The sequence below is a fragment of the Roseovarius aquimarinus genome, assembly GCF_043661195.1.
In the GTDB taxonomy this organism is placed as follows: domain Bacteria; phylum Pseudomonadota; class Alphaproteobacteria; order Rhodobacterales; family Rhodobacteraceae; genus Roseovarius; species Roseovarius aquimarinus.
Genome location: NZ_JBIHMM010000001.1, coordinates 338,947 through 364,677, shown reverse-complemented (window position 1 = coordinate 364,677; position 25,731 = coordinate 338,947). Strand labels below are relative to the sequence as shown.

Sequence of the window (25,731 nt, the reverse complement as noted above, 5' to 3'; positions counted from 1 at the left end):
CCCGTGGGGGGTGCATTAGAAGGGGCCGACAGCGGAAGGGGAATCATCATGGTCGATGTCACGATTGTCTATTGGAGGGATATCCCCGCGCAGGTCATCGCGGGCAAGGGGCGCAGCGCATCCAAGCGCCAGTTGCCCGAACGCTTCGAGCAGGCGATCGACCGGGCGGCGATGAAGGTCGGCGCCGCCGGCACCGACGATTACCTAGCCGAATGGCGCAAGGCCGAGCCCTACAGCGTCGAGGGCGATGCCGCCGACGTCGCCGAGGCCGAGGCGGCGCGCATCGACGCCGAATACGACCGCGATCGGATCAAGGCCCTGATCGCGAATGATGGATGGCAGGACGCGGCCGCGCCCTCTCAGGCATGACCCCAACAGGGATTAAGGAGGCTCTCATGGCCCTTTTGAACTTCAAGAAGCGCAGCGCACCCGCAACAGCCACGCCCCCCGCCGCCGTCGAGGCCCTTCTCAAGGATTACTCGATCGAGGTGATGCCGCGCACCGCCGAGAAGGTCGAGAATTTCCGCGACCTGCTGCCCGAAGGCACGCGCGTCTACATCGCCCATATCGAGGGCACACCGATCGAGGACATGGTCGCGACGGCCAAGCGTCTGGCCAAGGACGGCTACCCGGTCATGCCGCATTTTCCCGCGCGCATCATCAAGGACCGCGCGACGCTGGCCGACTGGATCGCGCGCTATCAGGGCGAGGCGGGCGTCGATCAGGCGCTGGTGCTGGCGGGCGGCGTCACCGAGCCGCATGGCGAATTCGACAGCTCCATGCAGCTTCTGGAGTCGGGCGAATTCGGCAAGGCGGGCTTCAAGCGCCTTCATGTCGCGGGTCATCCCGAAGGCAACCGCGATATCGATCCCGACGGCAGCATGACCAATGTCAGCGCCGCGCTGAAATGGAAGCAGGCCTTCGCGAATTCCTCGGATGCCGAGATGGCGCTCGCCACCCAATTCGCCTTCGAGGCGGGCCCGATCATCGAATGGGCGGACACGCTGAAGGCCAATGGCATCGATCTGCCCATCCATATCGGCATCGCCGGTCCCGCCAAGCTTCAGACGCTCATCAAGTTCGCCATCGCCTGCGGTGTCGGCCCGTCGCTCAAGGTGCTGCAGAAGCGCGCGATGGACGTGACCAAGCTCTTGCTGCCCTACGAGCCGAACGAGGTCATCGACGCGCTCGCGGCCCACAAGGCGGCCAACCCGGACTTCAACATCACCAACGTGCATTTCTTCCCCTTGGGCGGTATCAAGGCGAATGCGACATGGGCCATCGAGAATGCGGGCGCTTCGGGCGTTCCCGCTTCGGCTCAATAATCAAGTAAACAAGGAACCATCATGACCCGCACGATCGTCGAGAGCAAAACGAAAACCGCCGTCATCGGCTTTGACGAGCCCTTTTGCGTCATCGGCGAGCGCATCAATCCGACGGGCCGCAAGAAGCTCGCGGCCGAGCTCGAGGCCGGGGATTTCTCGACCGTCGAGATGGATGCCGTGGCCCAGGCCAATTGCGGCGCGACCGTTCTCGATATCAACGCGGGCGTGGTCTATAACTCGAACCCCAACCCGAACGAGACCGAGCCGCCGCTGATGACCAAGATCGTCGAGCTGGTCCAGGGCCTCGTCGATCTGCCGCTCTGCATCGACAGCTCGGTGCCCGCCGCGCTGGAAGCGGGTCTGAAAGCCTGCGAGGGGCGCCCGCTCCTCAACTCGGTGACGGGCGAGGAGGACCGGCTCGAATTCGTGCTGCCGTTGGTCAAGAAGTACAACGTGCCGGTCGTGGCGATCTCGAACGACGACACGGGCATTTCCGAAGATCCCGACGTGCGTTTCGCCGTCGCCAAGAAGATCGTCGAGCGTGCCGCCGACTTCGGCATCCCCGCGCATGACATCGTGGTCGATCCGCTGGTCATGCCCATCGGCGCGATGGGCACCGCCGGTCTTCAGGTCTTTACCCTCGTTCGGCGCCTGCGCGAAGAGCTGGGCGTCAACACCACGTGCGGTGCGTCCAACATCAGCTTCGGCCTGCCCAACCGCCACGGCATCAACAACGCCTTCCTGCCGATGGCGATGGGCGCCGGCATGACCTCGGCCATCATGAACCCGGTCGCCCTGCCCGTCCCGCCCTCGAAGATCGCGGAAAAGCGCGCCGAAGTCGCCGCGACCGGCCTCGAGATTCCCGAGGACATGGATGACGAGACCTTCTGCCAGCTTTTCGGCCTCGGCAGCACGATGCCCAAGCCCGGCAAGGAAATGGAGGCGATCCGCGCCGCCAACTTCCTGACCAACAACGACCCGCATGGCGGCGCCTGGATCGAATTCAACAAGCAGGCCCCGAAGGCCGGCCACGAAGGCCGCGGCCGCGCGGGCCGTGTGGGCGGACGCCGTCGCCGGTAAAAGCGCCGAGCGCGCCGATAAATCGAAGGCCCCGCCGATCGCGCGGGGCCTTTTGCGTTGCGGGGCGTGTCTCCGGGCAGTTGACTTCGCGGCAGGCGGTTTTTCGCCAAGCGTTCTCAAATCACTTCGGTTTCAAGGAAAAGTGTAGCAAAACGTGATGCGAAAGCGCCGACAGAGCGCGAGAGGCAGTTGAAGGACAAAGCCACGCATGACGATCAAGACGATTTCGCCCCGATGGCGCGCCGCGCCGCTTCTTTGCATCGCGGCTCTTGCCCTCTCGGCCTGCGCGGGATCGCCCCGCACCGAGACGGCACCGATGATCGGCGGGATCGACCCCGTGCGCGAGGCGATGGCGCTCCGCGAGGCTGCCGCGCTTCGGGCCAAGGGCCAGCGCGTCTGGTGCGTGCCCTTCGCGCGCAACGTCAGCGGCATCGACATTCGCGGCAACGCCCACACCTGGTGGGGCAAGGCCAAGGGCACGTTCGAGCAATCGAAGACGCCGGTGCCGGGATCTGTCATGTCCTTCCGCTCGACGCCGTCCATGCCGCTCGGCCATGTGGCCGTCGTCTCGAAGGTCGTCGCCAAGGACCGCATCCTCATCGATCATGCCAACTGGCATCGCGACCAGATCAGTCAGGACATGGCGGTCATCGACGTGTCGGAAAAGGGCGACTGGTCCGCGGTGCGGGTCGAGACGAACCCCGATGCCTTCGGCAGCGTCTATCCGGTCAACGGCTTCATCCTGCCGCCCTCGTCCGATCAGGGCTGAGCGGGCGCGGCCGGGCGGGCGCGCCGCCCTGCCCGGCCCCTACCATCCGAGCACGTAGAGCTTGAGCGGCATCCAGATGCCCATGGCCATCATCATCAGGTTTTCGGTGAGCGACACGAAGCCGAGCGGCACGTTGCTGCCGCCGCCCACGCAGGCGCATTTGAGCGCGCGCTTGTCGATATAGACTGCCTTGAAGACCGACACCGCCCCCACCGTGCCGACGAAAAGCGCCACCGGCGCCGCCAGCCAGATGAGCGCGCCCGCGACCATCAGGGTGCCCGCGAACGCCTCGGCGAAGGGATAGAGATACCCGTAGCGCACCCAGCGCCGCGCCAAGAGGTCGTAATTGAGAAACATCGTCGAGAAGCTTTCGACGTCCTGAAGCTTCTGCACGGCCAGAAAGCACATCGAAATGGCGATGAACCACTCGAAGCCGCGCAGCGTCAGCAGGCTCCCGTAGGTGAACCACGACAGCCCCAGCGCCATCAGGAAAGCGACCGCGAAAATCGCGATGACGGGCTGATAGGAGGTATCGGATCGTTCCTCCTCGGGCTTGTCGCGCCCGAAATAGACGCGCAGATCGTCATAGCCGCCGATCCGCTCGTCCCCGATCCAGGTCTGCGGCGTCGTCTCGACGCCGTGGCGCTCCATGAAGGCGTCGGTTTCCTCCCGGCTGGTGAGCGGATGGTCCTCGACCTCGAAGCCCTCCCGCTCGAGCAGGTCCTTGGACTTGAGACCGAAGGGGCAAAGATGGCCTGGCATAACCATCCTGTAGAGCGTGGCCGTCTTGGCATCGTCCTTCGGCATGATGCACCTCCTCTCCCAATGGTCCGCATGTCGCGCGCGCAGCGGCTGCGCGCCTCTCACATGCAAAACCACGTTCCGGCGCTGGAAGGTTCCACGCGGGCGGCATCTCGGGCGCAAGCTTGACTCCAGCCTTTCAGGACGCGCCCGACTCCCGCGCGGCCAGATCGGCGAGGATCGGGCAATCCGGGCGATGATCCCCGGCACAGGCCTCGACCAGCGCCGCAAGCGTCGCGCGCATCTGCGTCAGCTCCGCGATCTTCGCGTCGATATGGCCCAGATGCTCTTCGGCGATCTGCTTGACCTCGGCGCTCTCGCGGGCGCGGTCCTCGTAGAGGCGCATCAGGCTGCGGCAATCCTCGATGCTGAACCCGAGCGCGCGGGCGCGGCCCAGAAAGGCCAGACGGTGCACGTCCCTGTCGCTGAAATCGCGGTAGCCGTTGGCGCTCCGCCGAGGCGCGATGAGGCCGATATCCTCGTAATAGCGGATCGTCTTGGGCGGCAGGCCCGAGCGGGCGGCGACGTCGGAGATGTTCATGCGCGCCCCCTCATTCCGCCGGCTGCACAAGTGGCGCGGCGGGCGCGCGCGGTGCCGCGCGCTCGTCCATCGCCGGGCGCAGGCCGTTCAGACGCAGCGCGTTGCCCAGCACGAAGACCGAGCTAAGCGCCATCGCGCCCGCCGCCAGCATCGGCGAAAGCATGAGGCCGAAGGCGAAATAGAGCGCCCCCGCCGCGACCGGGATCAGCGCGACATTGTAACCGAAGGCCCAGAAAAGGTTCTGCCGGATGTTGCGCATCGTGCGGCGCGAAAGATCGACCGCGTTGACCACGCCGCGCAGATCGCCCGACATCAGCACCACGTCGGCAGACTCGATCGCGACATCCGTGCCCGTGCCGATGGCGATGCCGACATCGGCATGGGCGAGCGCGGGCGCATCGTTGATCCCGTCGCCGACGAAGGCGACGAGGCCCCTGCCGCGCAGCTTTTCCAGCGCCTCGACCTTGCCGCCCGGCAGAACGCCCGCGACGACGTGATCGATGCCGGTCTCGCGCGCGATGGCCTCCGCCGTCTCGCGCGCGTCGCCGGTGATCATGGCGACCTCAAGGCCCAGGTCCTTGAGCGCACGGATGGCGGCGGCGCTCGTCGGCTTCACCGGGTCGGCAACGGCGAGGAGCGCCGCGATGCGCCCGTTCACAGCGACGAAAAAGGCGGTGCGGCCCTGGCCGGCAAGCCGCTTGGCCGTCTTTGACAAGGCGCCCGTCTCGGTGCCCTCGCGCGCCATCAGCCGGTCCGTTCCGATCAGCACATCGCGCCCCGCGACCCTGGCGCGGACGCCCTGCCCCGTGATGGTCTCGAACCCTTCGACCTCCGCCGCCGCCACCCCTTCGGCCCGCGCCGCACGCGTGATCGCCTCGGCGACGGGATGCTCGGAACGCGCTTCGGCCGCGGCGACGAGGGCGAGGATATCGGCCCGCTCGAACCCTTCGGCCATCACCATGTCGGTCAGCTCCGGGCGGCCCTCGGTCACCGTGCCGGTCTTGTCGAGGGCGACAACACTCAGCCGCGCGGATTGCTGGAGCGCGTCGCCCTTGCGGAAGAGAACGCCCATCTCCGCCGCGCGCCCCGTCCCGACCATGATCGAGGTCGGTGTTGCGAGGCCCATCGCGCAGGGGCAGGCGATGATGAGCACCGACACGCCCGCGACGAGCGCATGCGGCAGCACGGGCGCCGGACCGAGAAGAAGCCACGAAAACACCGTCAGCGCAGCCAGCGCCATTACCGCCGGCACGAACCAGAGCGTGATCCGATCGACCATTCCCTGAACCGGCAGCTTGGCGCCCTGGGCCTCCTCGACCATGCGGATGATCTGAGCCAGCACCGTGTCCGCGCCCACGCGGGTCGCGCGGAATTGGAAGCTGCCCGCGCCGTTGACGGTGCCGCCGGTCACCGGATCGCCCTCGGCCTTGAGGACGGGCAGAGGCTCGCCGGTAATCATGCTCTCGTCGATGCGCGCACGGCCCTCGGTGATCTCGCCATCGACCGCGATGCGCTCGCCGGGGCGCACCAGAAGGACCGCGCCCGGGCGGATCTCTTCGATGGGCATGTCCTTTGCCTCGCCCGCGACGAGCACCCGCGCCGTGCGCGACTGCAGGCCCAGAAGACGGCGGATCGCGGCGCCGGTCCGTCCCTTGGCCCGCGCCTCCATCCAGCGGCCGAGCAGGATCAGCACCACGATGACCGCCGCCGCCTCGAAATAGACCGCGCGCGCGGCTTCGGGAAGCAGCGCGGGCGCGAAAAGCGCGGCGCAGGAATAGAGATAGGCCGCCGCCGTGCCGAGCGCGACGAGACTGTTCATGTCGGGCGCCCCCTTCAAAAGCGCGGGCACACCGGCGGTGTAGAAGCCGCGCCCCGGCCCGGCGAGCACGGCGGTGGTCAGCACGAACTGGATGAGCCAGCTCGTACCCTGCCCTATGCCGTGGCCGATCCAAGCATGAAATCCCGGCAAGACATGCCCGCCCATCTCGAGCAGGAAGACCGGCAGTGCCAAAATTGCGGCGAGCGCGGCCTTGCGGGCCATGCCGCGCGCCTCGTCCTCCTTGCGCGCGGCGGTCTCCTGAGGCGGTGTCTCCTCGACCGGCGCCGCCGGATAGCCAGCCGCCTCGAGCGCGGCCATCACATCGGCGGCGCGCGCTGGCGCGTCGATGCGGATCTGCGCCGTCTCGGCGGCGAGGTTGACCGAGACGTCCGTCACGCCCTGCACGCCTTGCAACGCGCGCTCGACCCGTGCCGCGCAGCCGCCGCAGGTCATCCGGCTGACCGCGAGCCGCAAGATCCGTTCATCACGCATTGGGGCCTCCTGCATGTCCATGGCCCGCAGATAAGCCTTCCACCTGCTGGAAGGTCAAGGGGCCTCTCGGCATGGGTGCGACCATTGATAGATTGACAGGACCCCAGCCTTGCAGGACTATCGCGGGGCTTCTCGACGCAGATATTTGCCTTTGAATCTAGGATTTTTCGCATGTTCCACGCTGGAAAACTGGTCGCCGCCATTGCCGTGTCGACGCTTCTCGCCCTGCCTGCCGCCGCGCAGGAGGTCCCCGCCTCCGTGACGCTCTTCAAGAACGTCAATGTCTTCGACGGCAAGAACGAGGCGCTGCTCGAGGGGCATGACGTGCTGGTCGTGCGCAACATGATCCAGCAGATCGGCCAGGATATCCCGACTTCGGGCACTTACGAGCTCGAAGTCTCGACCGGGCGCATCGAGCGCGTCGAAGCCCTGCCCGGCTCGGCGGCGGGCGGCTACGAGGTGATCGTGACGGACGAGGCCGGCAAGACCGAGACCCGCGAGGTCGAGGTCGAGGTGATCGACGGCGAGGGGCGCACCCTTATGCCCGGCCTGATCGACGCGCATTATCATCTCATGCTCGCGGCGAGCAAGGGCGACGCATGGCGGCTCGAGCAACCCGATTACACCCATGCCACGATGGTGATCGAGGCGAACAACCTTCTGCAACGCGGCTTCACCTCGATCCGCGACACGGCCGGTCCGGGCTTCGGGATCAAGAAGGCCGTGGACGAGGGAATGATCCCCGGCCCGCGCATGTATCTCTCGGGCACGCTCATCACCCAGACCTCGGGCCATGCCGACCGCACCCTTCCCTTCGAGGAGCCGCGCGTCTTCAGCGGGACGGTTCCCGTGGGCGAAGGCGTCATGAAGCTCGACCGGGTGGTCAACGGGCGCGACGAGGTGCTCGCCGCCGCGCGCCAGAACCTCAAGCAGGGCGCGACGCAGATCAAGATCGCCATCGGCGGCGGGGTCTATTCCTTCTACGATCCGCTCGACGTGACCGAATTCACCGAGGACGAAATCAAGGCGGCGGTGGATGCGGCTTCCGACTGGGGCACCTACGTCACCGCGCATGTCTATACGCCCAAGGGCGTGCTGCGCGGGATCCGCAATGGTCTGAAGACCATCGAGCACGGCCAGCTCATGGACGAGGAGACCGCCCGCGAGATGGCCGAGCGCGGCGTCTATCTCATCACCCAGCCCTTCCAGGCGGACGAGAGCCTCAAGGCCATCGCGGACCCGATCCAGTGGAACAAATACGTTCAGGTCGTCGAAGGCTGGGAGCAGACAGCCGAGCTGGTCAAGCAATACGACGTCAAGATGGGTTTCGGCACCGATCTCGTCTTCGCGCCCGACATGAACGGAACGCAAGGCGATTTCCTGGGCCGTTTCTCGCCCTGGTTCAGCAATATCGAGATGCTGCGCATGATCACCTCGACCAATGCCGAGATCCTCGCGCTCAGCGGCCTGCGCAACCCTTACCAGGAAGGCCCGCTCGGCGTGGTGGAGGAAGGCGCCTATGCGGACCTGATCCTCGTGGACGGCAACCCGCTGGAGGACATCAACCTTCTGGGCAGCAACGGCGATCATATCCCGCTCGTGATGAAAGACGGCGAGATCGTGAAGAACAAGCTGAACTGACGCGTCGGCGGGGCCGGCCCCGCGATCAGGCTTCGGGCGGCGCCGCGGGATCCCCTGCGGCGCCGTCTTGCATTCCTCGCCCCGCCCGTTCGCGCCAGCCCGTCACGCTGTCGAGCAGCGCGACGGCATAGGCGGCGGTGAAGGCGCCGACGAGAGTGAGCAGAACCCGGCTCAGCACCGCCTGCCCCAGATCCTGCGTGCTGAGCGCACCCGCGATCAGCGCCATCGCGGCGGGATAGGCGTTCTGATAGGCCATGTGCGGGCGCGGATCGTAGAGCACCTTGGTGCCCACCCAAAGCCCGGCGAGAAAGACAAGGCCCAGAAGGATCGGCAATTTGGGCGAGAGCGGATAGACCGCGACCACCGCCACCGCCAGCGCGCTCCCGTAGAGCGTCGCGCGCATGCGCTGGCCCGCCTCGAAGAAAACCGCCTGCCGCGTCGGAAAGACGAGCACCATCGCCGCCATGATCGCCAGCATGATGTCCGAGGGCGGCATCACGGCATAGAGCCAGAAGGTCAGCGCCATGAGCACGCTCGCGCGGATCGCGGCCCCGACCACGGCATCCCCGCCGGGCGGCACCGGCTCGGCCACATGTATCTGCCGCGTGCGCGCGGGCACCAGAGCATAGGCAAGCGGGATCACCACCAGCCCCACGAGCGAGGCCGAGAAGAACTCGGCCCGCATCATCGCGACCGCGGCGCTGCCGTTCATCCCCACGACCGAGAAGAGCACCGCCATTATGACGAGGAGCATGCCGGGCGCCGCGCCGGTGCGCAGGATCATCCCGAAGCCGAGGAAATAGACGAGCCACATCGCGCCCGCATAGATCACCGGCAGCGGTTGCAGCAGGTTGACCACCCAGGCCATGAGCGTCGCGAGGATGCAGACCGCCACCACCGCCGCGATCACCAGAACCGGATTGAACGCCTTGCGCTGCGCCGCGATGAGGCCCGCGGGAAGCGCGGCCATGATCGTGGGCATGTTCGGCTCCATCAGCGGGATCGCCGCGACCGAGAGAGCGCCGGTCAGCCCCAGCCGGATGGCGTAATGCGGATCGTCCTCCGGGCTCGGGCGGGGCGGGACATACATGGCTCAGTGCAGGAAGCTGGTCCAGGAGCGCAGACGCTGCAACCCCTTGGCGATGAGGCCGAGCGGCCCGCCCCCGCCATTGGCGAAGACCACGACATGCGCCTTGCCGCCCACGCGCGCGGCATAGGGCCAGTCCTCCATGCCGCCCTCGAGCTCGATCCGAACGGGAATGCTGCGTGCGGGCTCGAACCATGTCTTGGAGGTCTGGTTCACGATGAGACCGCCCTGCACGTTCCGCCCTGGCGCGATGCCCCATGCGACGCTCTGGACACGGCCCTCGAAGATGCGGCCCGGCAGCGCGTCGAACAGCACATGCGCGGGATCGCCCGGCTCGACCTTCTGCAACTGGTTCTCACGCAGATCGACGGTGATCCAGCCCGCCTCGGCATCGACGAAGGTGAGCGCGGGGCTGCCCGCGCCGATGAACTGCCCTTCGGAGAGCGTGAGGTTCGTGACGGCGCCCAGATGCTGGGCGCGCACCGTCGTTGAGGCCAGATCGTATTGCGCCTGTTCGAGCTGCGCGGCGGCGGCCTGAAAGGCGGGGTTGTCCTCGCCCTCGGGGCCGAGCTGCACCTGCGCGCTGCGCAAATTCGCCTCGGCGCCGTCGAGTGCGGCTTCGGCCTCGGCCACGGCGGTGCGCGCCTGATCGCCGCGCGCGGCGGCGACGATGCCGCGCTCTTCCAGCTTGAAGGTGCGCTCGGCCTCGGTGCGGGTGTTGTCCAATGCGGTGCGCGCCTGGGTCACCGCCGCCTGGGCCGCCACGATTGACGCGCTCGACGCATCGACATTCTGAAGCGCGCTGGCGAGGTTCGCCTCGGCCTGCGCGACGGCCAGCTCGAACGGGCGCGGATCGAGCGAGAAGAGCGGATCGCCCGCCTCGACGATGGCGTCGTCCGAGACATGCACCTCGGTCACCGTGCCCGAGACGCGCGGCGCGATCTGCACGACATAGGCCGACACGATCCCGCGCGCGCTGCTGGGCACGCTGCGATCCATCAGCGCGTAGAGCGCGGCGATCAGAAGAAGGAGAAGTATCACGCCGAGGGCAATGATCCGCGCGCTGCTCGGGCCTTTGGCCGGGGTCGTCATGTCGCTCAAGTCTCGTCCTTTCCACGCTCGGCCAGTCGGCCCGCGCACCCTACCCCAGCGGAGCGCGGGCGCAAATGCTAACGTCGCCGGGGCGGCGTTTCGTCCCGCGCTCAGTGCCGGTCCTTGCGGTCCTTCAGGATGCTCTCGGCGATCGCGCTCGCGGCGGCGACGAAGATCCCCAACCCGCAGAGCACGTAGAACATCGTGAAGACCTTGCCCGCCACGGTCTGCGGCGAGAAATCCCCGTAGCCCACCGTGGCGATGGTGATGACCGAAAAATAGACCGCGTCGAGCAGGCTCCAGCCTTCGACATACCAGTAGAAACAGGAGGCGATCAGGATAAGCGAGAAGGTCAGCGCCAGAAGACCACGCACGCGCGCGTCCTTGAAGGCTTCGGTAATGCCCCCCAGAAGATGCTCGAGCAGAAATCTCATCAGCTTCGTCCCCTTGTCGCCGCGCCCATATGCCCGCGCATCGGGGCCGCGAACAAGCCCCGACCGCGCGACAATTGTGGCCGGTCAGAAGGCAAGACGCAGGCGCAGGCCCAGAAGTCCCACGAAATCCTCGTCCGGGTCGAGCGCCGGTTGGTGGATGAGCTGCACGCTCGGCGTCACCTCGAAGCCCTCGGTCGGCTCCCAGCGGCTGAAAAGCTCGAGCGCCTGCTGATCGCCGAGGCCCGGCCCGAACGTGTCCGCGTTCGGCCGGCTCCAGTTGAGGCCGAGGCCCGTCAGCCGCTTGCCGGGATCGTCGGTATAGCCGAAGCCGCCGCTGAGCGAGGCCTCGTAAAGACTTCCGCCCCCGTCGGCCCAGCCGCCGCGCCCGAAGAAGAGCCACTGGTTCGCGACCGCCTTGGTGTAGGAAAAGGCGACGCCGTGGCCCGAAGGCGCGTTCGCGTCGGTGCGCCGGTCGATCTGCCAGAAGGTCAGATGCGCATTGTCGAGAAAGAGCGCCTCGGCGCTCGACGTCCAGCCGATCTCGAGGGTCTTGAAGGTCTCGCCCTCGCTGAAAAGGCTGTCCGGCCCGGCGAGAATGTCGGTCGGGTCCGCATTCGCATCGACGATGCTGCCCGCCACATAGATGTTGTCGCTCAGAAAGCCGCCCGCCATCGTGCCGAAGGCGCCGTCCGGGATACCGCCGATCGTGCCCGATCCGGTCTGGAAGGCGAGGTTCGAGAAGCCCGACCACGGGCTCGCCAGCGCGAAGACATCGACGAAATCGGAGGTATCGAGCCACCCGGCCCAGACCACGCCGCGCCCGCCCGCGAAGGCTTGCTGCCAGTAAAGATGCGTCGCGCGCCAGCCCTGATCGTTGAAGACGGAACTCACGAGGCCCGCATAGCCGAGCTCGGTGCCGAAATTCGCGGGGCTGGTATCGTCGAGGCTGTGACGGTTCTCGAACTTGAAGACGAGTGCGCCCGGACGCGGCCCGCCCTGCCCCAGCAGATCCCACTTGCCGAAGAGCCGCCACGCCCCGGCGGCACTGGTGTCGTCGCCGGGACTCGCATTGGCCGCGTAGCCCAGCAAGTTGTAGTCGATCCCGAAATCGAGGTCGGTCCGCGCGGTGAAATCGGCCTTCCAGTCCTGCGCGCTGCGGCGCGCCGACGCGCGCTCGGGCGCGTCCTGATCGAGAAGGCTGGGCGTGGCGTCCGGCCCGGCCAGCGCCCTGTTCGCCGATTGCGCGCCCGCCTCGAGCGGCAGGGCAAGCAGAAGCGCGGCGGCGCAGAACTTGAAGACATAAGAAGACATGCGCGATCCTCGGTGCATATCGGCCCCGCGCGCGGCGCCTAGAGAGTGTTCTTGTGAATGACGCCGCCCTTCATGATGAGCGCGAGAGAGGTCTCGGGCGTCGTCAGGAGCGCGATGTCGTCGAGCGGATTGCCATCGACCAGCAGCAAGTCGGCATAGGCGCCGGGTTCGATGACGCCGAGCGGGCCGTCCTGGTAGGGGTGGCGCGCGCCGCTGCGCTCGAAAAGCTCGGCATTGCCCGAGGTCGCCTGCATCATGATTTCGGGCGCCGTGTAGTAGGCCCGCCGCGCGGTGAATTCGAGCGACTGGAACGGTCCCTTGTCGATGGTGCCGAGAATGTCGGTGCCCCAGGCGATCTTGAGACCAAGGGCCTTCGCTTGCTCGTAGCCGGCCTGCGCGCCGGCCTGCGCCAGAAGGAACTTGGGCACCGCCCCGCCGGTCAGTCCGGCATCTTCGGGGCTGGCTGCATAGGTCAGGTACTGCGTCGAGAAGAACACGTCATTGTCCTTCATCATCTGCATGGATTCCTCGGAGGCGAAGAGCCCATGCTCGACCGAGCGCACGCCCGCCTTGATCGCGTTCTGAACCGACGCATTGGAATAGGCGTGAATGCACGAATACGTGCCCCATTTCTCACTCTCGCCGATGATCGCCTGAAGCTCCTCGATCGTGAATTCGGTCACGTCGAGTGGATCATGCGCGCCGGTGATCGACCCAGACCCCATGATCTTGATCTGGCTCGCGCCATAGCGCAGCGTCTCGCGCGCGGCCTTGATCGCCTCGGCCTTGCCGTCCGCGATGATCGTCCAGCCACGCAGATAGGCCGGATCGAGCTGGCCGGTGAAATGCGGCGAGAGGTAATTGAGCCGCGGCTCGAAATCCCCGTGGCCCGCCGTCTGCGAGATGAAGAAACCCGATGGCAGAATGCGAGGGCCCGCGATCGTCCCTTTGTCGATCGCCATCTTGAGCCCAAAGGACGGGCCGCCCGCATCGCGCACCGTGGTAAAGCCGCGCAAGAGCATGCGATGCGCACTCTCGGCAGCCATCACGCCGGTGTATTCATGCGGCGCGCCGTAGATCAAAGTCTCGATCTCGTCATTCCACATGATATGCACATGCGCGTCCGTCAGCCCCGGCGTCATGGTGAGTCCGGTCGCGTCGATCTCCTCCGCCCCCTCGGCTTTCAGATCCGGCCCGATCCGCGCGATCATGCCGTTCTCGATCAGCACGTCCGATCCGGTCAGAAGATCGCTCGATCTGCCGTCGAAGATCGCGGCATTCCTGATGATCGTCGTGCGCGGCGCGACCTGCGCGCGCAGTGCGGAAGGCGTCGCCGCGCCAAGGCCGAGCGCACTCGCCCCGGCGAGAAACGTGCGACGTGTAAGGTCCGGGGAAGATATGCTCGTCATGTAAATGTCCTGACTGAATGAATGGGAAACGCCGCGCGGCCAGGCTCGAGCCTCCGCCGCAACATGCTGAAATCGGAATTTGAAAGGACGATGGCCGCCGCGCCGGCACACGCGGTGCCCGGAACGGCGATGCCGCTCAAAGCGCCCGCCCTTGTCGGCAAGGGATGTCGCGGAATTGAGGCGCGCGGGAGACGTTGCATGGCGCCACCGAAAGAGACCGCCGAGCGGCCCCGATCCTTGCGAAATTACGACAAATCAGACTGGCAACGCGCATTAAAATCTCCTCAATCCGGTTTAGGCGTTTGGCGCGGATCAAGTCAACGGTTAAGCTTTTGAACAATTCGCGCCGCAGGACTGGGGGCACTCTTCCCGTCTGCGCCCTCTATAATTGTTCAGATTGACAGGTCATTTCATGAAATCGCTCACACCCCTCGCCGCCCTTCTGGTCCTCGCCTGCCCGCTCCTGCCCGGCGCCGCCGCCGCCAAGGACAAGCCGAGGCTGATCCTGCAGATCACGGTCGATCAGCTGCGCGGCGATCTGCCGATGCGCTATCGCGAGCGGTTCGGAGACGGCGGTTTCCGCTATCTGATGGAGCAAGGCATCCATTACAACAACGCCCATCACACCCATGCCAATACCGAGACCGCCGTGGGTCATGCGACCCTCGCCACGGGTGCGGTTCCGGCGGCGCATGGGATGATCGGCAATATCTGGTTCGACCGCGAGACGGGCCAGAAAATCTACAATATCGAGGATGCCGAGTATCCGATCCTCACCGTCGCCGAGGCCGCGCCCGCCTCCGGCGACGACAGCGCCGAGTTGGATCCGACACAGCGCGCCGCGACGAGCGACGGGCGCTCGCCCCGCACGATCCTGACCTCGACCTTCGGGGACGAACTCGTCTTGAACACGGCGGGCGGGGCCAAGGTCTTCGGCGTGTCGATCAAGGACCGCGCGGCGGTGACGATGGCCGGGCATGCGGGCAAGGCCTTCTGGTTCTCGAAATCGGCGGGGCGGTTCGTGACCTCGCGCTATTATTACGAGAGCTACCCCGATTGGGTGGATGCATGGAACGCCAAGGGCCTGCCGCAGAGCTTCGGCGGGCAGTCCTGGGAGCTTCTCAGTGCGCGCGAAACCTATCTTTTCGGCGACCGGGACGACCAGATGTGGGAGCCCGATATCGGCGGCTTCGGCCGCACCTTCCCGCATCCGATGGGCGCGGCCGACAGCAAGTTCTTCACCACCCTTCTCACGGTCAGCCCCTTCGGCGACCGCATGACCGCCGATTTCGCCAAGACGCTGATCGACGCCGAAGGGCTCGGCGCGGATGCGGTGACGGATTATCTCAGCGTCAGTTTCTCGGCCACCGATTATGTCGGGCATTTCTTCGGCCCGTCGAGCCTCGAGTCGGAGGACAACATCCTGCAACTCGACCGCACGCTCGCCGATCTCTTCGCGCATGTCGACGAGACGGTCGGCCTCGAGAACACGCTGATCGTGCTTTCGGCAGATCACGGCGCGCCCGAGGCGCCGGGATATCTTCATTCCATCGGCATGCCGGGTGGCTATGTCTCTCCCGACCGCTGGGACAGCGGCCCGGCGATCGAGCGCGTCAAGGCGCGCTTCGGCATCACCGGGCCGCTCCTCGAGGGGTTCGACAGCCCCTATCTGAACCTCTCGCCGGAGGTGCGCGGCAATCCCGATATCGACAAGGTCGCGCTCGAGACGGCCATCGTGGAGGAGCTGGTGCGCTTCGACGGCGTCGCCTACGCAGTCCCGAGCGCGCGGCTCGCCGAAGGCTCGGTGCCCGACAATCCGCTGATGCAGGCGGTGATGAACAACTACCACCCGGACCGCTCGGGCGACATCTTCCTCGTCTTCCATCCCGAGTGGTACATCAACGATCTCGACGGCCTCTCGGTCACCGTCACCCATAGCGGGCCTTGGCGCTACAACACCTTCGTTCCGATCATGGCCGCCGGATACGGCATCGCGCCGCAAGTCGTCTCGCGCCGCGTGCACACGATCGACCTCGCGCTGACGCTCTCGATCGTGGCCGCCACCCGCCCGCCCTCGGGCGCCACGGGAGAGGTGCTGCTGGAGGTGCTGGGGCAATAACGTCGGCACACTAAGGCCGGCTGAAACGCAAAACGGGCGCCCTCGGGGCGCCCGTTTCTTTTATCCATCGAGGCGGTCGCCAGACCCATCGCCCGGCGCCCTGCCCTGCATGTTCAGCTGCATCCGCTCGTTGCGCCGCAGGTGTTGCACTTCATGCAGGTGCCGTTGCGCACCAGCGTGTAGTTGCCGCAATCGCCGCAGGCCTCGCCCTCGTAGCCCTGCATCTTGGCCTTGGCGCGCGCGTCCATCGAGACCGAGGTCGCGGTGATCGTGGCGGCCGAGGCCGTCATCGAGGCGCCCGCCGTTTCGGGGACCAGCGTTTGCAGGCTGCTCACCGGATCGGCGCTGGTGGAGAAGGCCTGGCCGCCGTTGAGGACGTAAAGCTCCTGCGGCAGGCGCTTGCGCAGATAGCCGGTCGAGCTGATCTGCTTGAGCACTTCGAGCGACTTGGAGGCCGCGGCCTCGCTCATCTCGCTGATATTGCTCACGCCTTCCTCTTCGCCGCGCCCCAGATCGTCGAAGCTGTGGCCCGAGGGCTTCACATGCGCGAGGTCCGTGCGGTCGAGATAGGAGACCGCAAGCTCGCGGAAGATGTAGTCGAGGATCGAGGTCGCGTTCTTGATGCTGTCATTGCCCTGCACCATGCCCGAGGGCTCGAACTTGGTGAAGGTGAAGGCATCGACGAACTCCTCCAGCGGCACGCCGTATTGTAGGCCGACCGAGACGGCGATGGCGAAGTTGTTCATCATCGCGCGGAAGCCGGCGCCTTCCTTGTGCATGTCGATAAAGATCTCGCCCAGCTGGCCATCGGCATATTCGCCGGTGCGCAGATAGACCTTGTGACCACCGATCACCGCCTTCTGGGTATAGCCCTTGCGGCGCTCGGGCATCTTCTCGCGGTGCGACTTGTTCACTTCCTTGATGACGATCTTCTCGACGATCTTCTCGGCGAGGGTCACGGCCTTGTCGTGCTGCGAGCCGCTCTCGAGGATCTCGGCCGCCTCGTCGTCATCCTCGACCAGCGCGGAAGCCAGAGGCTGCGACAGCTTCGAGCCGTCGCGATAGAGTGCGTTGGCCTTGACGCCGAGCGACCACGACAGCTCGTAGGCCTTCTGGCAATCCTCGATCGTGGCGTCGTTCGCCATGTTGATCGTCTTGGAGATCGCGCCCGAGATGAAGGACTGCGCGGCGGCCATCATGGTGATGTGGCTCTCGACGCTGAGATAGCGCTTGCCCTTCTTGCCACAGGGATTGGCGCAATCGAAGACGCTGAGATGCTCTTCCTTCAGATGCGGCGCACCCTCGAGGGTCATCGTGCCGCAGACATGATCGTTCGCCGCCTCGATGTCCTTTTTGCTGTAGCCCAGATGCGCCAGGAGATCGAAGGCCGGATCGTTCAGCTTGGCCTCGGGGATCCCGAGCACGTTGGTGCAGAACTCGGCGCCCAGCGTCCACTGGTTGAAGACGAAGCGGATATCGAAGGCCGAGCCCAGCGCCGCATCCACCTTGGCCAGCTCGTTCGGGCCGAAGCCGTGACCGACGAGCGAGGTGTGGTTGATGCCGGGCGCATTGCCGATCGTGCCGTGGCCCACGGCATAGCTGATGATCTCCTCGATCTGCGCCGAGCCGTAGCCCAGCATCTCGAGCGCAGCGGGCACCGACTGGTTGATGATCTTGAAGTAACCGCCACCCGCGAGCTTCTTGAACTTCACCAGCGCGAAGTCGGGCTCGATCCCGGTCGTGTCGCAATCCATGACGAGGCCGATCGTGCCGGTGGGCGCGATGACGGTGGATTGCGCGTTGCGATAGCCGTGCTGCTCGCCGAGGCGCAGAGCCTCGTCCCAGGTGGACATGGCCAGCTCGACAAGGCGGCTGTCGGGGCAGTTGACATGGTCGAGCGGCACGGGCTTGACCGCGAGACCTTCATAGCCGTCCGTCTTGCCATGCGCGGCGGTGCGGTGGTTGCGCATCACGCGCAGCATGTGCTTGGCGTTGCGCTTGTAGCCCGCGAAGGCGCCCAACTCACCCGCCATCTCGGCGGAGGTGGCGTAGGCCACGCCCGTCATGATCGCGCTCAGCGCGCCGCCGAGGGCCCGGCCCTCGTCCGAGTCGTAGCCGTAGCCCATGTTCATCAGAAGGCCGCCGATGTTGGCATAGCCGAGGCCAAGCGTGCGGAAGTCGTAGCTGCGCTGCGCGATCTCCTTCGAGGGGAACTGCGCCATCATCACGCTGATCTCGAGCGTGACGGTCCAGAGGCGCGACGCGTGCATGTAGGCCTCGGCGTCGAAGCGACCGTCCTCGTAGAACTTCAGAAGGTTCATCGAAGCGAGGTTGCAGGCCGTATCGTCGAGGAACATGTATTCCGAGCAGGGGTTCGAGCCGCGGATCTCGCCGTCCTCGGGGCACGTGTGCCACGCGTTGACCGTGTCGTGATACTGGATGCCCGGATCGGCGCAGGCCCATGCGGCGTGGCCCACGTCCTCCCACAGATCGCGCGCCTTGATCGTCTTGGCCACGCTGCCGTCGGTGCGGTTGATGAGCGCCCAGTCGGCATCGTCCTTGACGGCCTGAAGGAAGGCATCGGTCACACGGATCGAGTTGTTGGAATTCTGGCCCGAGACGGACGCATAGGCCTCGGAGTCCCAATCGGTGTCGTAGGTCGGGAATTCGATGCTGTCATAGCCCTGCTTGGCGTAATCCAGCACGCGCTTGACGTAGGTTTCGGGGATCGCGCTTTTCTTGGCGCTGCGGATCGCGTCCTTGAGCGCCACGTTCTTCTTGGGGTCGGCCGCGTCCTCGGCGGTGCCGTCCCAGGCGCGGATCGCACCGAAGATCTCGTTCAGCTTTTCCTCGTGCATCTTGGAGCCGGCGACGATGCTGGCGACCTTCTGCTCCTCGCGCACCTTCCAGTTGATGAATTCCTCGATATCGGGATGGTCGGCGTCGCAGATGACCATCTTGGCCGCGCGGCGCGTCGTGCCGCCCGACTTGATCGCGCCCGCCGCGCGGTCGCCGATCTTGAGGAAGCCCATCAGGCCCGAGGACTTGCCGCCGCCCGAGAGCGGCTCGTTCGCGGCGCGCAGGCTCGAGAAGTTGGTGCCGGTGCCCGAGCCGTATTTGAACAAACGCGCCTCGCGGACCCAGAGGTCCATGATGCCGCCATCGCCCACCAGATCGTCGCGGACGGACTGGATGAAGCAGGCGTGGGGCTGCGGATGCTCGTAGGCGCTGGTCGACTTGGTCAGCTTGCCGGTCTTGTAGTCGACATAGTAATGCCCCTGCCCCGGACCGTCGATGCCGTAGGCCCAGTGCAGGCCGGTGTTGAACCATTGCGGGCTGTTGGGCGCGCCCATCTGGCGGGCGAGCATGACGCGCATCTCGTCGAAATAGGCACGCGCATCAGCCTCGGTGGTGAAATAGCCGCCCTTCCAGCCCCAGTATGTCCAAGCGCCCGCGAGCCGGTCGAAGACCTGCTTGGCCGAGGTCTCGCCCGTCGTCTCGACGTCATCCCCATCGGGGACCGAGCGCCAGAGGAATTCGGGCACGCCCTTTTCCTTGACCTTCTTGAGCCGCACGGGAACGCCCGCCTTGCGGAAATACTTCTGCGCGATCACGTCGCTCGCGACCTGGCTCCAGCCTGCGGGCACCTCGACATTGTCCAGCTTGAAAACCGAGCTGCCATTGGGATTGCGGATCTCCGAAGAGGTCACCGTGAAATCCGGCTCCGCATACGCGTCCTGTCCGGCCTTCGTGAACTTCCTGTCGATTTTCATGTCGCTGCCTCTCGCCTCGGCTGTTGCCGTTTCCTGTCACATTGAATGCTCCGCGCGCCGTTCCGCGCCGAGCCGCTAAGTGAGGGCAAATCGCGACGCACCCCGTGCGCGCATCCATCGATGAGCGCTTGGCTGTCCCGAATCCGGGCTGGTGGTGGATCTGTCCCCTGCCGCCTCCATCACACTATATGTTGTGTGACCCCCGGGCGACCAGCACAACCTGACGCATTCGGCACTAGACAGTCAATCGCAAATTTTCGGAAAACTGAGGTCTTTGGAGTTGCTTTTTCTTCGCTTTCGCATCCCGGGTATCGCGTGATGATTCATTCACAGGCTATCCACAGGCCCTCCCGCGCGGGTGCCCGGTGAATGCAGGATTTCGATTACGTTTGTTTTAAGCCGGTTTAGGGCGCGACGCTGACATGTCGTCTGAAGTTTATCCCGAGCGGGGCGCGCGGCTCGTGGGGATGACGCAGGGGCACGCGGGCCGCATCATTTTTTCATCCACAGCATGCGCGCAACCTTTGCGATAGGTGCAGCGCGGCCACAGGCAAGCGCGGGAACGCGCTCGAAACGGCGCCTCTCGGGCGGCGATCCGCGCGGCTCTCGGCTTTTCGGAAGAATGGTCGGGGAGGCAGGATTCGAACCTACGACCCCCTGTACCCAAAACAGGTGCGCTACCAGACTGCGCCACACCCCGGACCATGGGCGGAGCAATACGCATTATCGCCTGCGTTGAAAAGCCCGGAATGACGCGAAATGCACGAGGGGCCTACCCGGCGTCGCAGGGCCAGGCGGCGGCGCCCTGCTCGAGCGACGGATGGCGCAGCTCGGTGCCTTTATCGATCCCGAGGCGCCGCGCGAGGCCACCATTGATCTCGAGAACCGCCTTGATATCGGGCGAGCCGCCCATGATCGGCGTCAGGTCTCCGGGGACCGCGTTGGAATGCACGCGGCGCACCGTGCCTGTCGCATCGAGAAAGATCATGTCGAGCGGGATGAGCGTGTTCTTCATCCAGAACCCCACCTCGCGCGGCTCGGGATAGACGAAGAGCATGCCCGCGGCCTGCGGCAGCGATTCGCGGTTCATCAGCCCCTGCGCCCGCTCGGCCTCGTCATCGGCGAGCTCGACGGAAAAGCGCGCCTGCCCCCAATCGCCGCGCAGATGCACGGCGGTTTCGGTGCAGACCTCATCGGCGGCGCGGGACATGGTCGCAAGGGCCGGCCCGGAGAGGACCAGCGCAAGCGCGGCGGCGGCGATCCTCATTTGATGGCGCTCTCCCAGCCGCTGACCTCGGTGGCCATGCGGCCGCGCCGCCCTTCGATCACGCGGATCGCCAGCGCCTCGCCCGGTTGCAGATCCGCAAGGCCCGAGCGGCGCACGACCTCGATATGCACGAAGACGTCGCCCTCCTCGCCGAAGGTATTGGCGAAGCCGAAGCCCTTCGCCTTGTCGAACCACTTGACCCGCGCGGGCATCAGCGGCGCGTTCCGCAGGATCTCGGGATCGATGTCGTCGAAATCGGCCAGACCGGGCATCTGCCCCGTCTCGGGCGGCGTGATCGAATGAACGGCGGTCGCCTGAACGCCCCGCTCGGTGGCCTGTACGTCCAGATCGACGATCGCGGCATCGGCGACCGAACTCTGTCCGAAACTGCGCAGGACGTTGGCATGAAGGAGAATGTCCTCACCCCCCTCGTCGTCGAGGACGAAGCCGAAGCCGCGCACCGGATCGAACCACTTCACCCGTCCCTGAATACGCCGCGCCTTGGGGCGGTGGCCCTCGGCCTCGGCAGCGTCCGAAGTCACGGCGGAGGCGCCTTCCCGGTTGATGTCGAACATGCCCACGCGCACCCACTCCAAAATATCAGAACACGTTATACGTGTAGTTTATCCACAGGTCCACCGAATTGCACTCATAGGTTGCATTTCGAGCGTTCCATCTTGGTTAACAATCTGTTCGACAATGTGCGGGAGGGGCAAGCCTTTCCCCGCGTGAGCCGCCGGAGCGGCATCAATCCGCCCAGATCCCTCAGGGGTTGAGGCGGGAAACCTCCCATGCCGACCCCGCATCGGGCCGGCGCCACACGAAACGGTCATGCAGCCGGTAATCGCCATCAGCCCAGAACTCGATCTCGAGCGGCGTGATCTTGAACCCTCCCCAGAAGGGCGGGCGCGGCGGGTTGATCCCGTGCCGGGCCGAGACCTTGGCGACCTCGGCCATGAGCGCGCCGCGGCTCGAAAGCGGGCGCGACTGCTGCGAGGCCCAGGCCCCGAGCCGGCTCTTGAGCGAGCGCGAGGCATAATAAGCATCCGCCTCGGGCCCGTCCTGCCGCGAGACGGTGCCGCGCACGCGCACCTGGCGGCGCAAGCTCTTCCAATGCATGACGAAGGCGGCCTTGCCGGTCGCCGCCAACTCGCCGCCCTTGGCGCTCTCGTAATTGGTGTAGAAAACAAAGCCGTCCTCGGCGATCTCTTTCAAAAGCACCATGCGCGCGTTGGGCATGCCCGACGCGTCCACCGTGGAAAGCGCGATGGCATTGGGATCGTTCGGCTCGGTGCCCTCGGCCTCCTCGAGCCAGCGGCGCGCGATGACGAAGGGATCGTCTCCCGCGAATTTGCCTGTTCTCTCGGTCATCCGTCCCGCTCCTTCGATGCTGCGTCCCGTCCGGGCGAGATATGGCGCAAGGCGCCGGAGATTTCCAGCGCCGCACCCGATATGTCCGCGCACCCCGCGACATGGCCCGGCAAGCCGACCCTTGATGCACCCCTGCCAATCGCCTAAAGGTCAGCGGAAGTATCTAACCGGGTCGGGAAAGCGGGACATGGCAAACAACCTTATGGCGGGCAAGCGCGGCGTTATCATGGGCCTCGCGAACGACAAATCCATCGCCTGGGGCATCGCCCAAGCCTGCGCCGACGCGGGCGCCGAGCTGGCCTTCACCTATATGGGCGACGCCTTCAAGAAGCGGGTCGAGCCGCTGGCCAGATCGCTCGGCTCGGAGGTCATGATCGACTGCAACGTGTCCGATCCGGCCTCGATCGACGCCGCGTTCGCCGAGATCGAGCGGGTCTGGGGCAAGATCGACTTTCTGGTCCACGCCATCGGCTTTTCGGACAAGAACGAGCTGCGCGGGCGCTATATCGACACGAGCCGCGAGAACTTCCTCAACACGATGGACGTGAGCTGCTACAGCTTCACCGCCGTGGCCAAGCGGGCCGAGACGCTGATGAAGGACGGCGGCTCGATGCTGACGCTCACCTATTACGGCGCCGAACAGGTCATGCCGCATTACAACGTCATGGGCATCGCCAAGGCGGCGCTCGAGGCATCGGTGAAATACCTCGCGGAGGATCTGGGCCGCGACGGCATCCGCGTGAACGCCATCTCCGCCGGTCCCATCAAGACGCTGGCCGCGTCGGGCATCGGCGATTTCCGCTATATTCTGAAGTGGAACGAGCTCAACTCGCCGCTGCGCCGCAACGTGACGATCGAGGACGTGGGCAAGGCCGCGCTCTATCTGCTCAGCGATCTGGGCAGCGGCACCACGGGCGAGAACCTGCATGTCGATGCGGGCTATCACGTGGTCGGCATGAAGGCCGTCGACGCGCCCGATATCGACGCCACCTGAAAAGGCGCGTCCGATGGAGATCGCCCACCTCGTCGCATTCAACATCGCGCTTCTGGCCGCCATCGCCAGCCCCGGCCCGTCCCTGCTCTTTCTCATCAAGACGACGTTGAGCGCCGGACGCGCGGCGGGGATCGCGGCGGCGTCGGGTCTTGCGCTCATGGCCGCGCTCTGGACCCTGGCCGCGCTTCTGGGGCTCGACAGCCTCTTCACGCTGTTCCCGTGGCTTTACGCCCTGATGAAGACGGCGGGGGCTGCCTATCTCATCTACATGGCGATCCAGATGTGGCGCCATGCGCGCGATCCGATCGGCGCCGCCGCCGAGGTGCCCCACCGCCGGGCGTTCCTCTCGGGCATGCTGGTCAATCTCGGCAATCCGAAATCCGTGTTCTTCGCCGCCGCCGTGCTGGTGGTGATCTTCCCCCCGTCGCTGAGCGCTACTGAAAAGGCGATCATCTTTGCCAATCATCTGGCCATCGAGATGATCGTGCAGCCCGCGCTGGCGATCCTTCTGTCCACCGGCGCTGTCCGTCGCCGCTACCTCGCGGCCAAGCCGATATTGGACCGCGCCACCGCCGCGATCCTCGGCGCTTTCGGTCTGCGCCTGCTTCTGACCCGTTAATCGCAAGGCCCGCCATGCACGAACCCCTGCCCCACGAGAAAGGCTTTCATGTCAGCTGGGACCAGCTGCATCGCGACGCGCGCGCGCTGGCGTGGCGGCTCGACGGCAAGGGCCCGGATGACGGCGCGTGGCGCGCGGTGGTCGCCATCACGCGCGGCGGCATGGCCCCCGCGATGATCGTCGCGCGCGAGCTCGATATCCGCACCGTCGATACGATCAGCGTGAAGAGCTACGATCATCAGACCCAAGGCGCGGCGCAGATCCTCAAATCTCCCGATATGGACATCATCGGCGACGGCACCGGCATTCTCGTGATCGACGATCTGGTGGACACGGGCCGCACGCTCGAAGTGGTGCGCGCCCATATGCCGAACGCGCATATCGCCACCGTCTATGCCAAGCCGATGGCCAAGTCGCGCGTCCAGACCTTCGTGACCGAAGTCAGCCAGGACACCTGGATCTTCTTTCCCTGGGATCTCGCCCTGCAATATGTCCAGCCCTATCGCGGCAAATGAGAAAGGCCAGCCCCATGAGCCGCACCGCCCATAGCTTCGCCCCGCCCGTCATGGAGGCCCGCCGCTGGCTGGCGGGCGTCCACTTCGCGCCCGAGCGCCCACTCATCAACGTGAGCCAGGCCGCCCCCGTCGAGGTGCCGCCCGAGGGGCTGCGCCGCGCGATGGCCGAGGCGTCGATGGATCTGGCCGACGCGCATCTCTATGGCGCCGTGCTGGGCCGGGACGATCTGCGCGCCGAAGTGGCGCGCCAGTGGAGCGCGGCCTATGGCGGCAGCATCGCCGCCGGAAACGTGGCCATCACCTCGGGCTGCAATCAGGCGTTCTGCGCCGCGCTGGCGACGCTCTGCGACGAAGGGGATGAAGTCATCCTTCCAACCCCTTGGTATTTCAATCATAAAATGTGGTGCGACATGAACGGCGTGCGCACCCTGCCGCTTCCGGCGCGCGAGGGCCTTCTGCCCGATCCCGAGGAGGCCGCCGCCCTCATCACGCCGCGCACCCGCGCCATCGTGCTGGTGACGCCGAACAATCCGGGCGGCGTGGAATACCCGGCGGAGCTCGTGCGCGCCTTCTACGATCTGGCGAAGGCGCGCGGCATCGCGCTCATGGTCGACGAGACCTACCGCGATTTCGACGCCAGAACCGGCGCGCCGCATGATCTTTTCACCGATCCCGATTGGGATGCCACTCTCATCCAGCTCTACTCCTTCTCCAAGGCCTACCGCCTGACCGGCCACCGCGTCGGCGCGATGGTCACCTCGCCCGCGCGGCTGATGGAGGCCGAGAAATTCCTCGATTGCGTGGCGATCTGCCCCAATCAGCTCGGCCAGATCGGCGCGCTCTGGGGCATGCAGAACCTCGCCCAGTGGCTCGCCGGAGAGCGGGCGGAAATCCTCGACCGGCGCGCCGCGATCGCCGAGCAGATGCCCCGGCTCGAGGCGCAGGGCTGGGTGCTGAAGGGCGTCGGCGCCTATTTCGCCTATCTCGCGCATCCCTTCGCGGCCGGCTCGGACGTGCTGGCGCCGCGCCTCGTGCGCGATGCGGGCGTGCTCACCCTGCCCGGCACGATGTTCACGCCCGAAAACGATCCTTCGGGCGCGCGGCATTTCCGCATCGCCTTCGCCAATGTGGACCGCGCCGGGATCGGGACGCTCTTCGACCGTCTGGCCGCGCTCGGCGGACCGGACGCGCCGCAGGGCTGGGCCCTTGCCCCGGATGCGGCGAGCGCATAGACAAACGGTCAGAGCAGACGCACCCATAATTCACCACGAA

General features: G+C 66.0%; 22 protein-coding genes and 1 tRNA gene. 10 read left to right on the top strand and 13 right to left on the bottom strand.

Annotation, left to right across the window (positions count from 1 at the left end; genetic code table 11):
• Nucleotides 1-48: 48 nt before the first annotated feature.
• The 4 genes from ACGRVM_RS01760 (at nt 49) to ACGRVM_RS01745 (ending at nt 3,174) form a co-directional block, all read left to right on the top strand.
• On the top strand, nt 49-369 hold the full coding sequence (locus ACGRVM_RS01760) for a virulence factor (RefSeq protein WP_377169303.1): 321 nt from the start codon (nt 49-51) through the stop codon (nt 367-369).
• Nucleotides 370-395: 26 nt separating this feature from the next.
• Nucleotides 396-1,325, top strand: coding sequence for a methylenetetrahydrofolate reductase (locus tag ACGRVM_RS01755; RefSeq protein WP_377169305.1), 930 nt, complete (start codon nt 396-398; stop codon nt 1,323-1,325).
• A gap of 21 nt (nt 1,326-1,346) precedes the next feature.
• Entirely contained in the window at nt 1,347-2,405 is a 1,059-nt protein-coding gene (locus ACGRVM_RS01750) for a methyltetrahydrofolate cobalamin methyltransferase (protein WP_377169307.1), read from the top strand.
• Between the two features lie 208 nt (nt 2,406-2,613).
• Entirely contained in the window at nt 2,614-3,174 is a 561-nt protein-coding gene (locus ACGRVM_RS01745) for a CHAP domain-containing protein (RefSeq protein ID WP_377169309.1), read from the top strand.
• 39 nt (nt 3,175-3,213) lie between these two features.
• On the opposite strand, the gene ACGRVM_RS01740 is transcribed toward ACGRVM_RS01745, so the two are convergent.
• The 3 genes from ACGRVM_RS01740 to ACGRVM_RS01730 all read right to left on the bottom strand — a co-directional run bounded on the left by ACGRVM_RS01740 (nt 3,214) and on the right by ACGRVM_RS01730 (nt 6,827).
• Nucleotides 3,214-3,981 (bottom strand): MauE/DoxX family redox-associated membrane protein, encoded by a 768-nt coding sequence (locus ACGRVM_RS01740; RefSeq protein ID WP_377169311.1) that lies wholly within the window; start codon nt 3,979-3,981, stop codon nt 3,214-3,216.
• Nucleotides 3,982-4,114: 133 nt separating this feature from the next.
• Entirely contained in the window at nt 4,115-4,516 is a 402-nt protein-coding gene (gene cueR / locus ACGRVM_RS01735; RefSeq protein ID WP_377169313.1) for a Cu(I)-responsive transcriptional regulator, read from the bottom strand.
• Between the two features lie 10 nt (nt 4,517-4,526).
• Nucleotides 4,527-6,827, bottom strand: a complete 2,301-nt coding sequence (locus ACGRVM_RS01730) for a heavy metal translocating P-type ATPase (RefSeq protein ID WP_377169315.1) — start codon at nt 6,825-6,827, stop codon at nt 4,527-4,529.
• A 171-nt stretch (nt 6,828-6,998) separates the two neighbouring features.
• On the opposite strand from ACGRVM_RS01730, the gene ACGRVM_RS01725 reads away from it, so the two are divergent.
• Entirely contained in the window at nt 6,999-8,468 is a 1,470-nt protein-coding gene (locus ACGRVM_RS01725; protein WP_377169317.1) for a metal-dependent hydrolase family protein, read from the top strand.
• 25 nt (nt 8,469-8,493) lie between these two features.
• On the opposite strand, the gene ACGRVM_RS01720 is transcribed toward ACGRVM_RS01725, so the two are convergent.
• The 5 genes from ACGRVM_RS01720 to ACGRVM_RS01700 all read right to left on the bottom strand — a co-directional run bounded on the left by ACGRVM_RS01720 (nt 8,494) and on the right by ACGRVM_RS01700 (nt 13,801).
• Nucleotides 8,494-9,558: an FUSC family protein gene (locus ACGRVM_RS01720; RefSeq protein ID WP_377169319.1), complete on the bottom strand. Its 1,065-nt coding sequence runs from the start codon at nt 9,556-9,558 to the stop codon at nt 8,494-8,496.
• Between the two features lie 3 nt (nt 9,559-9,561).
• The gene (locus tag ACGRVM_RS01715; RefSeq protein ID WP_377170044.1) at nt 9,562-10,647 is read right to left on the bottom strand and encodes an HlyD family secretion protein; all 1,086 of its coding nucleotides are present in this window, start codon (nt 10,645-10,647) and stop codon (nt 9,562-9,564) included.
• Nucleotides 10,648-10,757: 110 nt separating this feature from the next.
• Entirely contained in the window at nt 10,758-11,081 is a 324-nt protein-coding gene (locus tag ACGRVM_RS01710; protein WP_377169321.1) for a potassium channel family protein, read from the bottom strand.
• An 84-nt stretch (nt 11,082-11,165) separates the two neighbouring features.
• A complete protein-coding gene (locus tag ACGRVM_RS01705) occupies nt 11,166-12,392 on the bottom strand; it encodes a carbohydrate porin (protein ID WP_377169323.1) in 1,227 nt (408 codons plus the stop codon).
• Between the two features lie 38 nt (nt 12,393-12,430).
• On the bottom strand, nt 12,431-13,801 hold the full coding sequence (locus ACGRVM_RS01700) for a metal-dependent hydrolase family protein (RefSeq protein WP_377169325.1): 1,371 nt from the start codon (nt 13,799-13,801) through the stop codon (nt 12,431-12,433).
• Between the two features lie 412 nt (nt 13,802-14,213).
• Between ACGRVM_RS01700 and ACGRVM_RS01695 the strand changes: the two genes are divergently transcribed.
• On the top strand, nt 14,214-15,920 hold the full coding sequence (locus ACGRVM_RS01695) for an alkaline phosphatase family protein (RefSeq protein ID WP_377169327.1): 1,707 nt from the start codon (nt 14,214-14,216) through the stop codon (nt 15,918-15,920).
• A gap of 113 nt (nt 15,921-16,033) precedes the next feature.
• Here the strand turns inward: ACGRVM_RS01695 and ACGRVM_RS01690 are convergent, their stop codons facing one another.
• From ACGRVM_RS01690 to pdxH, 5 genes are all read right to left on the bottom strand, one after another.
• Nucleotides 16,034-19,693, bottom strand: coding sequence for a vitamin B12-dependent ribonucleotide reductase (locus ACGRVM_RS01690; RefSeq protein ID WP_377169329.1), 3,660 nt, complete (start codon nt 19,691-19,693; stop codon nt 16,034-16,036).
• Nucleotides 19,694-20,316: 623 nt separating this feature from the next.
• Nucleotides 20,317-20,393 (bottom strand) — tRNA-Pro (locus tag ACGRVM_RS01685).
• Nucleotides 20,394-20,465: 72 nt separating this feature from the next.
• Nucleotides 20,466-20,903: a DUF192 domain-containing protein gene (locus tag ACGRVM_RS01680; RefSeq protein WP_394624014.1), complete on the bottom strand. Its 438-nt coding sequence runs from the start codon at nt 20,901-20,903 to the stop codon at nt 20,466-20,468.
• Between the two features lie 53 nt (nt 20,904-20,956).
• Complete coding sequence (locus ACGRVM_RS01675; RefSeq protein WP_377169333.1) at nt 20,957-21,535, bottom strand: cold-shock protein; 579 nt, start codon at nt 21,533-21,535, stop codon at nt 20,957-20,959.
• A 190-nt stretch (nt 21,536-21,725) separates the two neighbouring features.
• Nucleotides 21,726-22,331 (bottom strand): pyridoxamine 5'-phosphate oxidase, encoded by a 606-nt coding sequence (gene pdxH, locus ACGRVM_RS01670; RefSeq protein WP_377169335.1) that lies wholly within the window; start codon nt 22,329-22,331, stop codon nt 21,726-21,728.
• Between the two features lie 187 nt (nt 22,332-22,518).
• On the opposite strand from pdxH, the gene fabI reads away from it, so the two are divergent.
• Genes fabI through ACGRVM_RS01650 form a run of 4 tightly spaced genes read left to right on the top strand, consistent with a single transcriptional unit; the run spans nt 22,519 to nt 25,691 of the window.
• Nucleotides 22,519-23,325 (top strand): enoyl-ACP reductase FabI, encoded by an 807-nt coding sequence (gene fabI / locus ACGRVM_RS01665; RefSeq protein WP_377169338.1) that lies wholly within the window; start codon nt 22,519-22,521, stop codon nt 23,323-23,325.
• Nucleotides 23,326-23,338: 13 nt separating this feature from the next.
• A complete protein-coding gene (locus ACGRVM_RS01660) occupies nt 23,339-23,944 on the top strand; it encodes a LysE family translocator (protein ID WP_377169340.1) in 606 nt (201 codons plus the stop codon).
• Nucleotides 23,945-23,958: 14 nt separating this feature from the next.
• A complete protein-coding gene (gene gpt / locus ACGRVM_RS01655; protein WP_377169342.1) occupies nt 23,959-24,459 on the top strand; it encodes a xanthine phosphoribosyltransferase in 501 nt (166 codons plus the stop codon).
• 14 nt (nt 24,460-24,473) lie between these two features.
• Nucleotides 24,474-25,691 (top strand): aminotransferase, encoded by a 1,218-nt coding sequence (locus ACGRVM_RS01650; protein ID WP_377169344.1) that lies wholly within the window; start codon nt 24,474-24,476, stop codon nt 25,689-25,691.
• The last annotated feature ends 40 nt before the right edge of the window (nt 25,692-25,731 follow it).

Coding starts and splice junctions, on each gene's coding strand:
- ACGRVM_RS01760 (WP_377169303.1), top strand. CDS start 49: ATGGTCGATGTCACGATTGTCTATTGGAGGGATATCCCCGCGCAGGTC.
- ACGRVM_RS01755 (WP_377169305.1), top strand. CDS start 396: ATGGCCCTTTTGAACTTCAAGAAGCGCAGCGCACCCGCAACAGCCACG.
- ACGRVM_RS01750 (WP_377169307.1), top strand. CDS start 1,347: ATGACCCGCACGATCGTCGAGAGCAAAACGAAAACCGCCGTCATCGGC.
- ACGRVM_RS01745 (WP_377169309.1), top strand. CDS start 2,614: ATGACGATCAAGACGATTTCGCCCCGATGGCGCGCCGCGCCGCTTCTT.
- ACGRVM_RS01740 (WP_377169311.1), bottom strand. CDS start 3,981: ATGCCGAAGGACGATGCCAAGACGGCCACGCTCTACAGGATGGTTATG.
- cueR (WP_377169313.1), bottom strand. CDS start 4,516: ATGAACATCTCCGACGTCGCCGCCCGCTCGGGCCTGCCGCCCAAGACG.
- ACGRVM_RS01730 (WP_377169315.1), bottom strand. CDS start 6,827: ATGCGTGATGAACGGATCTTGCGGCTCGCGGTCAGCCGGATGACCTGC.
- ACGRVM_RS01725 (WP_377169317.1), top strand. CDS start 6,999: ATGTTCCACGCTGGAAAACTGGTCGCCGCCATTGCCGTGTCGACGCTT.
- ACGRVM_RS01720 (WP_377169319.1), bottom strand. CDS start 9,558: ATGTATGTCCCGCCCCGCCCGAGCCCGGAGGACGATCCGCATTACGCC.
- ACGRVM_RS01715 (WP_377170044.1), bottom strand. CDS start 10,647: ATGACGACCCCGGCCAAAGGCCCGAGCAGCGCGCGGATCATTGCCCTC.
- ACGRVM_RS01710 (WP_377169321.1), bottom strand. CDS start 11,081: ATGAGATTTCTGCTCGAGCATCTTCTGGGGGGCATTACCGAAGCCTTC.
- ACGRVM_RS01705 (WP_377169323.1), bottom strand. CDS start 12,392: ATGTCTTCTTATGTCTTCAAGTTCTGCGCCGCCGCGCTTCTGCTTGCC.
- ACGRVM_RS01700 (WP_377169325.1), bottom strand. CDS start 13,801: ATGACGAGCATATCTTCCCCGGACCTTACACGTCGCACGTTTCTCGCC.
- ACGRVM_RS01695 (WP_377169327.1), top strand. CDS start 14,214: ATGAAATCGCTCACACCCCTCGCCGCCCTTCTGGTCCTCGCCTGCCCG.
- ACGRVM_RS01690 (WP_377169329.1), bottom strand. CDS start 19,693: ATGAAAATCGACAGGAAGTTCACGAAGGCCGGACAGGACGCGTATGCG.
- ACGRVM_RS01680 (WP_394624014.1), bottom strand. CDS start 20,903: ATGTCCCGCGCCGCCGATGAGGTCTGCACCGAAACCGCCGTGCATCTG.
- ACGRVM_RS01675 (WP_377169333.1), bottom strand. CDS start 21,535: ATGTTCGACATCAACCGGGAAGGCGCCTCCGCCGTGACTTCGGACGCT.
- pdxH (WP_377169335.1), bottom strand. CDS start 22,331: ATGACCGAGAGAACAGGCAAATTCGCGGGAGACGATCCCTTCGTCATC.
- fabI (WP_377169338.1), top strand. CDS start 22,519: ATGGCAAACAACCTTATGGCGGGCAAGCGCGGCGTTATCATGGGCCTC.
- ACGRVM_RS01660 (WP_377169340.1), top strand. CDS start 23,339: ATGGAGATCGCCCACCTCGTCGCATTCAACATCGCGCTTCTGGCCGCC.
- gpt (WP_377169342.1), top strand. CDS start 23,959: ATGCACGAACCCCTGCCCCACGAGAAAGGCTTTCATGTCAGCTGGGAC.
- ACGRVM_RS01650 (WP_377169344.1), top strand. CDS start 24,474: ATGAGCCGCACCGCCCATAGCTTCGCCCCGCCCGTCATGGAGGCCCGC.